At 72.2% G+C, this 10,530-nt stretch carries 9 protein-coding genes; 1 reads left to right on the forward strand and 8 read right to left on the reverse strand.

Annotated elements, in window-relative coordinates:
* Positions 1–177 precede the first annotated feature (177 nt).
* Complete coding sequence (locus tag IVW53_15095) at positions 178–375, reverse strand: YHS domain-containing protein (protein ID MBF6606892.1); 198 nt, start codon at positions 373–375, stop codon at positions 178–180.
* On the reverse strand, positions 372–2,723 hold the full coding sequence (locus IVW53_15100) for a heavy metal translocating P-type ATPase (GenBank protein ID MBF6606893.1): 2,352 nt from the start codon (positions 2,721–2,723) through the stop codon (positions 372–374). Before IVW53_15100 ends, IVW53_15095 begins: the two co-directional genes overlap by 4 nt.
* A 140-nt stretch (positions 2,724–2,863) precedes the next feature.
* Between IVW53_15100 and IVW53_15105 the strand changes: the two genes are divergently transcribed.
* A complete protein-coding gene (locus IVW53_15105; protein MBF6606894.1) occupies positions 2,864–4,591 on the forward strand; it encodes an AMP-binding protein in 1,728 nt (575 codons plus the stop codon).
* Positions 4,592–4,662: 71 nt separating this feature from the next.
* Here IVW53_15105 and IVW53_15110 read toward each other — a convergent pair whose 3' ends face one another.
* The 6 genes from IVW53_15110 to IVW53_15135 form a co-directional block, all read right to left on the reverse strand.
* Complete coding sequence (locus tag IVW53_15110; GenBank protein ID MBF6606895.1) at positions 4,663–5,247, reverse strand: hypothetical protein; 585 nt, start codon at positions 5,245–5,247, stop codon at positions 4,663–4,665.
* Entirely contained in the window at positions 5,244–5,591 is a 348-nt protein-coding gene (locus IVW53_15115) for a histidine triad nucleotide-binding protein (GenBank protein ID MBF6606896.1), read from the reverse strand. Before IVW53_15115 ends, IVW53_15110 begins: the two co-directional genes overlap by 4 nt.
* An 8-nt stretch (positions 5,592–5,599) precedes the next feature.
* Positions 5,600–6,673, reverse strand: a complete 1,074-nt coding sequence (prmA, locus tag IVW53_15120) for a 50S ribosomal protein L11 methyltransferase (GenBank protein ID MBF6606897.1) — start codon at positions 6,671–6,673, stop codon at positions 5,600–5,602.
* Positions 6,660–7,781: a molecular chaperone DnaJ gene (dnaJ, locus tag IVW53_15125; GenBank protein MBF6606898.1), complete on the reverse strand. Its 1,122-nt coding sequence runs from the start codon at positions 7,779–7,781 to the stop codon at positions 6,660–6,662. Before dnaJ ends, prmA begins: the two co-directional genes overlap by 14 nt.
* Positions 7,782–8,312: 531 nt before the next feature.
* On the reverse strand, positions 8,313–9,221 hold the full coding sequence (locus IVW53_15130; GenBank protein MBF6606899.1) for a uracil-DNA glycosylase: 909 nt from the start codon (positions 9,219–9,221) through the stop codon (positions 8,313–8,315).
* Positions 9,222–9,961: 740 nt separating this feature from the next.
* Complete coding sequence (locus IVW53_15135) at positions 9,962–10,450, reverse strand: NfeD family protein (GenBank protein MBF6606900.1); 489 nt, start codon at positions 10,448–10,450, stop codon at positions 9,962–9,964.
* Positions 10,451–10,530 lie beyond the last annotated feature (80 nt).

The following is a 10,530-nucleotide window of genomic DNA, read 5'->3' on the forward strand; positions in this document are numbered from 1 at the left end:
ATCCGGCGCAGGAGGCGGCCGGCGCAGGAGGCGGCGCGGACACGGGATCCGGCGCAGGAGGCGGCCGGCGCAGGAGGCGGCGCGGACACGGGATCCGGCGCCGGCAGGCCGAGACGGCGACCGCGCCCGGACGACGAGCGCGGGCGGCGGGCGGCGGCTACCGGCCCCGCCCGGGAGTCACATCGACGGCGTATGCCCCGGATCGAGATATCGGACCGGGTCGTCGCGGAAGTCGAGGAGGCAGCCTCGACCACAGAACGCATACGTCGTCCCATCGTGCACCGTGACGAGCCCGTCCGCCCGCGCCTCTGCCAGGTCGACGGTCATGCCGCACACCGGGTCGACGAGCGTGGTGGGCTGGGGCTGCTCGGTCATCGGGAGAACTCCTCTCGAAGTGTCGTGGGGGTGGTCCGCCGGGTGGCGGGGATCCGGAAGTCCCGGAGTCGCAGGGCGTTCGAGACGACGGTCACGGACGAGAGGGCCATCGCCCCCGCCGCGAAGATCGGGTCGAGGAGCCAGCCGGTGAACGGGTACAGGGCGCCGGCGGCGAGGGGGATGAGGGCGACGTTGTAGGCGAACGCCCAGAAGAGGTTCTGGCGGATGTTCCGCATCGTCGCGCGCGACAGGGCGACGGCCGTGACGAGACCCCGGAGATCGCCGCTCATGAGCGTCACTCCGGCGGACTCGATCGCGATGTCCGTCCCGGTCCCGATCGCGATGCCGACGTCCGCGGAGGCGAGGGCCGGCGCATCGTTCACGCCGTCGCCGACCATCGCGACGACCGCGCCCGCCGCCTGGAGCGCCCGGACGCGCGCCGCCTTCTCGGCCGGTCGCACGTCGGCGATGACCTGCTCCACGCCCGCTTCGGCGGCGATCGCCCGGGCCGTCGTCTCGCCGTCACCGGTGAGCATCGTCACGGTGAGTCCGAGTCGACGGAGCTCGGCGACGGCGGCCGCCGATCCTTCCTTGAGCGGGTCGGCGATGGCGATGAGCCCGGCCGGCCGGCCGTCGATGGAGACGAAGACGGGCGAGCGACCGAGGCGAGCAAGGCGCTCGGCCTCCGCGACGAGCGGCATCGACGCCTCGACACCCACGAACCCGGCCCGCCCGACGTGGACGGACCTCCCATCGACGAGCGCGGACACCCCGTCGCCGGGAGTGGCAACGAACCCGGTGGCGGCGGTCGCCGCGATACCCTCGCCACCGACGTGGCGGACGATCGCTTCGCCGAGGGGGTGTTCCGAGCCCCGTTCGGCCGCGGCCGCGAAGCGGAGGAGCTCACGCTCGGTGAGGCCCGCCGTCGCGGAGGCCGACCCCGACCCCGACCCCGCCGCCGCCGACACTGGCGCTGGCGCGAGGACCACGTCCGTCACCCGGGGCTTCCCCTCGGTGAGCGTCCCGGTCTTGTCGAGGACGACGGTCGTCACGGCCTGCAGCCGCTCGAGGGCCTCGGCGTTCCGGAAGAGGATGCCGTGCTCAGCGCCCTTGCCGGTGCCGGTGATGATCGAGGTCGGCGTCGCGAGGCCGAGGGCGCACGGGCAGGCGATGATGAGGACGGCGATCGTGTTGAGGAGGGCGAGGTTGAACGCCGGCGCCGCCCCGGCGACGAACCAGACGACGAACGTGAGCGTCGCGACGGCGATGACGATCGGGACGAAGATCCCGGTCACCCGGTCCGCGAGCCGCTGGATCGGCGCGCGCGACCCCTGGGCATCCTGGACGAGCCGCACGATCCGGGCGAGGACGGTATCCGCGCCGACCCGGGTCGCCCGGTAGGTGAACGACCCCGAGCCGTTGAGGGTTCCGCCGATGATCTCGTCCTCCGGCCCCTTCAACACCGGCATGCTCTCGCCGGTGACCATGCTCTCGTCCACGGCGGAGCGCCCGTCGAGGACGACACCGTCCACCGGGGTGCGCTCGGACGCCCGGACGAGGACGACGTCGCCGGCGACGACCGCCTCGATCGGGATGTCGAGCTCCACGCCGGCGCGGACGACCCGCGCGGTCCGCGGCGTGAGCCCGATGAGGTGGCGGATGGCGTCCGAGGTGTGACTCCGCGCCCGCGCCTCGAGGAAGCGGCCGAGAAGGATGAGGGTGACGATCGTCGCCGCCGTGTCGAAATAGAGGGGCGGGGCGTCCCCCACCGAGCGGCCGGCCACGGCGAAGAACGCCGGCGCGACGATGGCGGCGACGCTGTATCCGTAGGCCGCGCTCGTGCCGACGGCGACGAGCGTGTTCATGTCCGTCGTGCGGTGTCGAAGCGCGTTGAAGGCGCCCCGATAGAACGGCGCCGCCGCGTACGCCTGGACCGGGGTCGCGAGCGCGAGCTGGAGCCATGGGTCCGTGAGGAACGACGGGAGGAACGGGGCGATCGTCATGTGGGCGAGGCCGAGGAGGAGCGGGATCGTGAGGATCCCGGCGACCGTGACCCGGCGGCGCAGGTCCGCGAGATGGCGCTCGGCGTAGGTGGGCTCGGCGGCGTCCGCGCTGGTCGCCGGCGCCGCGGCGTCGCTCGCCGGGACCGCCGTGTAGCCGGCCGCCTCCACGGCGGCGACGAGACCCTCGATGTCCGTTCGCGCGGGATCGAACCGGACCGTCGCCGACTCTGTCGCGAGGTTGACGTTCGCCTCCTCGACGCCGTCCACCTTGTCGAGGAAGCGGGTGATCCGGTTGACGCACGACGCGCACGTCATGCCCTCCACCGGAAGCGTGATGATCTGGATGGTCTGGTCGGTCACGGCGCCGTTCCCTGCTCCCGAGGTGATACTCCCAGGGGGTATATTGCCACGCTCCGCCGGACCTGTCCAGTGACATCCGGCCCGCCTGTCCACATCCGGCCCGCCGCCGCGGGTACCCTGGCGCCGTGGAGAGCCTCGTCGAGCTGCTCGAGCGTGCGGCGGCCCGGTACGGCGACCGGACCGCGCTCGGCATCCGCCGCGACGACGGGACGGGGCAGGCGTGGTCGTACCGCGAGCTCGAGCGACGGAGCCGGATCGTCGCCTGGCGACTGACCGCCCTCGACCTCGTGCCGGGCGACCGGCTGCTCACCTGGTCGCCGTCCGCGCCGGAGCTCCCGGCCGTCTACCTCGGGGCGATGCGGGCGGGGATCGTCCTCGTGCCGCTCGACCTCCGGATGGCCCCCGACGCGATCGAGCGGATCGTGGAGAAGGCGGAAGCACGCCACCTCGCGATCGGGACGGGTCGCGAATCACCGGATCCCCGCGATGCCCGCCTCGACGGGATGCCGACGACGACGGTCGAGGCGCTCGCGGCCGAACGGGACGACTCGTTCCCGGCCGACTGGGAGGAGCGCGTGGCGGCCCTGCCGCGACCGGACCGCTCCACCCTCTTCGAGCTTGTCTTCACCTCCGGAACGACCGGAGCGCCGAAGGGGGTCATGCTCACCCACGGCAACGTCCTCGCCTCCATCGAGGCGATCCATCGGGTCATCCCGCCCCTCGAGCACCGGATCGTGTCGCTCCTTCCCCTCTCCCATCTCCTCGAGCAGGCGGTCGGACTGCTCTACGCGATCGACGTCGGCGCGGACATCCTCTATGTCCGGAGCCGGAACCCACGGGTCATCTTCGAGTCGATCCGCGACCATCGGACGACCTCGATGATCCTCGTGCCCCAGGTCCTCGACCTGTTCTGGAGCTCGATCGAGCGGGAGGTCGAGCGATCCGGGCGGAGTCGCGCCTTCGGTCGCCTTCGACGGGTCGCCCGGCGGCTGCCGTACCCGGCGCGGCGGTGGCTCTTCCGCCGGGTCCACGCCGAGTTCGGGGGCGGCCTTCGGCTCCTCGTGTCGACGGCGGCATTCCTCCCGCCGGCGCTCCAGCAGGCGTGGGAGGACCTCGGCGTCGTCGTCATCCAGGGCTACGGATCCACCGAATGCGGGTTCGCCGCGTGCACGAGCCGCGAGGATCACGGTCTGGGCACGGTGGGGCGGTCCGTGGCGCCGGTGGAGGTCCGCCTCGCCGACGACGGCGAGATCCTCGTCCACGGCCCGAATGTCTTCAGCGGCTACTGGCGCGATCCGGCGTCGACCGCGGCGGCGTTCACCTCCGACGGGTGGTACCGGACGGGCGACATCGGGCGCTTCGATCCCGAGGGTCGGCTCATCCTCATGGGGCGGACGAAGGACATCATCGTGCTGCCGAACGGGCTCAACGTCTATCCGGAAGACATCGAGAACGCCCTGCGGGTCGCCGGCATCCGCGATTCCGTCGTCGTCGAGACGCTGCCCGGACGGATCGAGGCGGTGGTCCTGGCGCCGGGCTCGCACACGATCCCGCAGGGCGGAGCGCCGGCGGAGGTGAGCGGCACGCCGGCGGAGGTGAGCGGCACGCCGGCGGAGGTGAGCGGCACGCCGGCGGAGGTGAGCGCCGCGATCGGCGGGGCGGCGATCAGAGCGGAAATCGACGAGGCCGTCCGATCGGCCAATCGGGCCCTCGCGATCCACCAGCGGATCGTCGGCTGGCGCCTCTGGCCCGAGGCGGACTTCCCCCGCACCCACACCCTCAAGGTGAAGCGCGATCAGGTCCGCCGCTGGGCCGCGGTGGAGGAACCGCTGCCGGTCCGCGAAGGTTCCTGAGCGGGGTTCCGAAGCGGGCCGGGTTCCGAAGCGGGCCCGAGGCGGGCCAGGTTCCGAAGCGGGCAGGCCGCCTACTGCGGCACGGGGACGGCGATGCCGACCGTGGCGAGGGCCGTGAGGATCATGGGGGCCCGGGCGTCCGTCGAGTTTGCCGGCGACCAGCTGTAGTCGACGATCGTCGTCCCGAGCTGACGGATCACATGCTGGGTGTCGGGCGGAAACTCCACCCGGCCGGGACCGGTGCCCACGAACGACGCGAGCTGGCGGCCGGCGGTCGCCGCGGTCGCCACGTCGCGGAACTCGTAGACGACGATGTAGCCGTGGGCCGGATCCGCCGGCAGGATCACCTGGAAGATGCCGCGCGGCGCATCGATGAAGGCGAGGGGCTCGGGCGGCCGGAACGGCTGCGTCGCGTCCTGGAGCTGGAGTGAGTCGACCGCGAGCGCCGCCGCGATCTCGCGGCGGGTCTCGGCGATGGCAGTCGAGTAGGTCGGGAGTGCGAATGTGGGCGCCGGGGTGATCGGACCGGTCGGCGCGGCGACCCCGCAGCCGGCGAGTGCGAGTCCGATGAGCAGACCGACCGCTGCCGCGGCGGTGACCCGCCCGATCCTCGGCGACCGCGATCCGCCGCTCGCTCCGCGCGTCGGCGGCCTCACCCGGGCGGCCAGGTGAACGGTCGTCCGCCCATGAGATGGATGTGCAGATGATCGACGGTCTGGCCGCCCCACCGCCCGACGTTCGAGACGATCCGGTATCCGCCGTCGGCGATCCCCTCCCGCCGGGCGACCTCCGCCGCCATCGCGAACAGTCGCCCGAGGAGCGGTCCGTGCGCCTCCGTCAGGTCCGCCGCCGACGCGATGTGCTCGCGCGGGATGAGGAGGATGTGGGTGGGCGCGCGCGGCGCGATATCGCGGAAGGCGACGATGACATCGTCGGCGTGGACCTGGGTGGCGGGGACGTCGCCGCGGGCGATGCCGCAGAAGAGGCAGTCGGTCGTCATCGGCCCGATCATAGTCGCGTCCCGTTACGAGTCGCGACGAGCGCCACCCACTCCCCCTCGGCGAGGCGGTCGAGCACCGTGAGCCCGGCGGCCTCGAACGCCGCCCGGACATCGCCCTCGCGGTCGATGAAGATGCCCGACGCGATGAGCGTGCCGTCGGGCGCCAGCTCGGCGCTCAGGTCCGGTGCGAGGGTGACGAGGAGCGACGCGATGAGGTTGGCGAGGACGATGTCGAACGGCGGCTCGCCGGTCGGAACGGAGCCGGCCCGGATCCGCGTCCGTCGCGCGAGACCGTTGCGGCCGATGTTCGCCCTCGCCGCGTCGACGGCGATCGGATCGGGATCCACGCCGACGATCGCGTCCGCACCGAGCAGGCCGGCGGCGATCGCGAGGATCCCGGAGCCGGTCCCGACGTCGAGGACGCGACCGAGCGCGGGGGCGGCGCGGTCGGCGACCACCTCGAGCGCCGCGAGGCAGAGCCGGGTCGTTGGATGGAGGCCCGTCCCGAAGGCCATCCCCGGGTCGAGAGCGAGCACCACGTCGTCCGGTCGCCGCGCATGCCGACGCCAGGTCGGCCGGATGACGAGCCGGCGACCGACGCGCAGGACCGGGAAATGCGCCTTCCACGCCTCCGCCCAGTCCGCCTCGTGCACGACCCGGACGTCGAGGTCGCCGATCGGCCGGATCCCGAACGCCTGAAGGTGGCCGAGCGCGATCCGGGTGTCGTGGATGGCGGTCCGCGCCGCCGTTCGGTCGCGCGCGGGGAGGTACGCCCGGACGGTCGCCGGTCGCGAGGCGTCCACGAACGCGCCGAGCCCCTCGTCGCTGAGGATGAACGCGGGCTCGACGCTCGTCCCGCCGGAGGCGACGCGGCCGAGGATCTCGCTCACCGCCTCCACCGCCTCGACGTCCGCGGCCACCGACAGCTCGAGCCAGGTGCCGTCCGCTGAGGTCCCTTCGTCGTCGTTCGCCGCGCCGCCGTCGTCGTCGGGTGCGGTCCCGCCGTCGTCGTCCGCCGCGCCGCCGTCGGAGCCGCCGGCCGGTGCGCCGCCGACCGCGGCGACGGGATCAGCCGAGGACATCGCGGACACGGTCGATGATCCCGCCGTGGCCGTGCGGACCCACCTGCTCGCCGGTCGCCGTCGCATAGGTCTCGAGCGCGGCGCGTGCCTCCTTCGTGAGCTTCGTCGGAACCGTCACCCGGACGAGCACGTGGAGGTCGCCGCGCGAGCCCGTCCGACGGAGATGTGGCACGCCCCTGCCGCGGAGGCGAAGTTCGGTCCCGGGTTGGGTGCCGGGCTTGATCTCGATCTCCTCGTCTCCTTCGACCGTCGGTACGCGGCGGCGGGTGCCGAGGGCTGCCTGGGCGATCGAGATGTCGAGTTCGTAGTAGAGCTCCGTCCCATCCCGCTTGAGGTCCGCGTGCGGGGCGACATGGATCGCCACGTACAGGCTGCCGGGCGGACCCCCGCGCGGACCCGCCTCACCCTCGCCGGAGAGCCGCATCTGATGACCCTCGTCGATGCCGGCGGGGATCGAGACCCGGACCTTCCGCTTCCGCTCGACCCGTCCATCGCCGTGGCACGTTTCGCACGGCGCTTCGACCACCCGGCCCTCGCCCCGGCAGCGCGGGCAGGTGGTGACATTCACCATCTGGCCGAGCATCGTCTGACGGACGCTTCGCACCTCGCCGCGCCCGTTGCACTGCGGACACGTGGTCGCGTCCGTGCCCGACTTCGCTCCGCTCCCGCGGCACGTCTCGCACCGAACGAGGACCGCGAACTCGATCTCCTTCTCGGTTCCCGCCACCGCCTCGGCGAACGAGATCCGAAGGTCGTACCGCAGGTCGCTCCCGGTCGGCGGTCGCCCGTGACGCGCGTTCGCGGCTGTGCCGCCACCGAAGAACGCATCGAAGATGTCGCCGAAGTTCCCGAACCCGGCCCCGAAGCCCGCGTCACCGGCCGCGCCGCTGACGCCCGCCCGGCCGAACGTGTCGTAGGCCTGCCGGCGCTGCGGGTCGGAGAGGATCTGGTACGCCTCGTTGATCTCCTTGAAACGCTCGTCCGCGGCAGGTTCCTTGCTCACGTCCGGGTGCCACTGCTGGGCGAGCTTGCGGAACGCGCGCTTGATGTCCGCGTCGCTCGCTCCGCGGGCGACGCCCAGGACGTCGTAGTAGTCGCGCTCGGTCACCATGGCCCGGAGAGTCTACGGGAGGCGGAACGCGGGTGGCATCGCGGCGAGTCTCGGGTGGCATCCCGGCGTGCTCGGGTGGCTCGGAGGGGCGGCTCGGCGGGCTCGGGTGGCTCGGGGGGGCGGCTCGGCGGGCTCGGGCGTGGCTCGGCGGCTCGGCTGGGGCTCGGGTGGGGCTCGGGTGGTTCGGCTGGGGCTCGGGTGGGGCTCGGGTGGTTCGGGCCGCGAGAAACCGTCATTTGGTCTTCAAGAGGGCACTCGTCGGTGGTCCGGGAGGATGGCGAGGACGACGCGATCCCCATTGAGCGTGGCCCGGACTCCGGATCGATCCTCAATCACGGCATCTGCGCACCACGGGAGTCATCTGGCAGCGATCCCGTGACCAACGCCCGCCTGGGGATCAGATGTCACATTCCTTCGACGAGGGGACGTCCGAGCGGGCGGACGGGGCGGCGACAGACGCGCGGGACGCGGGGCGACGCGGATCCGCGGCTGCGCGGCCGCGGGCACATCTGCTCGACGCGCGAACCGCTACCGGGTCGCGGCTTTCGCCCGCGCGAGCAGCGTCTCGAACATTGGCGTGGTGAGGCGGCCGGTGAACGTGTTCTGCTGGCTCGGGTGATACGACCCGAACAGGACGTACGGCCCGACGACCGCCTCCGCGCCGTGCCCGAACCGTGGCCGCGGCCTGATGGCGTGGCCGTCCGCCCCGAGGACGCGCAAGACGGCGTCCCACCCGAAGGCGCCGAGGGCGACGATGACTCGAATCCTTGGCAGGAACGCCAGCTCCCGCTGGAGGAATGGGAGACATCGGTCGCGCTCTTCGATCGTCGGTCGGTTCGCGGGTGGCGCACAGCGGACCGCCGCGGCGATGTAGACCCCGCGGAGGGTGAGGCCGTCGTCCGCCCGGCGCGATGACGGCCTGTCGGCGAGCCCGTTGACATGAAGCGCGGACCACAGGAAATCGCCCGACCGGTCGCCGGTGAAGACTCGCCCGGTCCGGTTGCCGCCGTGCGCCGCCGGGGCGAGCCCGACGATGAGGATCCGCGCCTCGGGATCGCCGAAGCCGGCCAGCGGACGACCCCAGTACGGCTCGTCCGCGAAGCGCGCGACCTTCTCGCGGGCGACTCGTTCGCGCCACTCGACGAGACGCGGACAGCGGCGGCAGGCGATGATCTCGGCGCGGAGCGCCTCGAGGCCGTCGACCGGCGAACCGGGCTCGGCGCCCGTTCTCGTCCTCGCCAGGTCAGCTTCCGCTGGGCGGCAGCGTCGGCACGTCCATGAGGACCGACCGCAGGGCCTGCGCCGCTCCGAGGAGCGCAGAGCTCTCGGCCGGGATGACGATCTTCGTGTTCTCGCTGGCGGCGAACTTGGCGAGCGTGTCGAGCTGGAGGATCGCGACGAGCGTCGGATCCGGCGCCGCTGCCTTGATCGCGTCATAGACCGTCTTGATCGCCTGGGCTCGACCCTCGGCCTCGAGGATCGCCGCCTGCCGGTTGCCCTCCGCCCGGAGGATCGCCGACTGCCGTTCGCCTTCGGCGCTCTTGATCGCTGCCTGCCGGTTGCCGTCCGCGACATTGACCGCCGACTGCTGAAGGCCCTCGGACTGGAGGATCTTCGCCCGCTTCTCCTGGTCCGCCTGCTTCTGGAGGGCGAGAGCCTGGAGGATCTGTGGCGGCGGGGTGATCTCGACGATCTCGATCCGGTTGATCCGGATCCCCCACTTGTCGGTCACCGCCTCCATCTGCTGCTGGACGTCCACGTTGATCCGCTCGCGCTCGGACAGCGCCTGGTCGAGGGAGAGCGTTCCGATGACGGACCGGAGCGCGGTCCGGGCGATCGCGTCGATGGCGACGTCGAAATCGGAGACGCTGAAGAGCGCCTGCTTCGCGTCGACCACCTGGGTGAAGATCGTCGCGTTCACCGCCACAACGACGTTGTCCTTGGTGATGACCTCCTGGCGGTCGCCGGGACGGGGGATCTCGCGCATGTCGACGCGGACGAGCGTCTGGTAGAACGGCACGATGAGGGCCAGGCCCGGATTGTGGATCGACTTGAACTCGCCGAACTGCTTGACGACCCCGACGTATCCCTGCTGGATCACGTTCGCCGCCTGGCCCAGGAAGGCGACGATGACGACGAAGATGACGATCGCGACGACGATCCCGGCGATCACACCACTATCCACGACGGACTCCTCCTTCTGCGAACGGCGCCGAACGCTCGAGCGGACGGACGAGGAGCGTCGTTCCGCGCACGGCGATGACCCCGACAGCCACATCGCTGCCGAGGGGATCCGGATGGTCCGTCACGGCGAGCCATCGCTCGCTCGCGAGGAGGACATGCCCGGGATGATGTTCGTCGCCGATCGCGTCCAGGGTGAGCGCCTCCTGTCCGACGAGGCCGCCGTGGACGCCGCGCGAGACGACGCCGTCGCGACGATTGAGGAAGGCGCGACTCGCGAACGGCCGCAGGGCGAGCATGCCGACGATCGAGGCGACGGCCGCGAGGAGCGCCTGGACCCAGACCGGGCTGTCCGGGACGAAGATCACGAGGATCGCCGCGACGAACGAGCCGGCGGCGAGGAACAGGGCGTAGAAGGCGACCGTGTGCAGCTCCACCGCGAGGAGCACGAGTCCGGCGACGACCCACAGGAACAACATGGTCACCGTGAGTCTACGCCCGCCGCGTGCTGGCGGATCGGTTGGGACCGCTCGTCGGCGGGGGGCCGCGGCCGTCGGGGACCGGA

It is taken from the genome of Chloroflexota bacterium, from assembly GCA_015478725.1.
Classification (GTDB): Bacteria; Chloroflexota; Limnocylindria; order Limnocylindrales; family CSP1-4; genus C-114.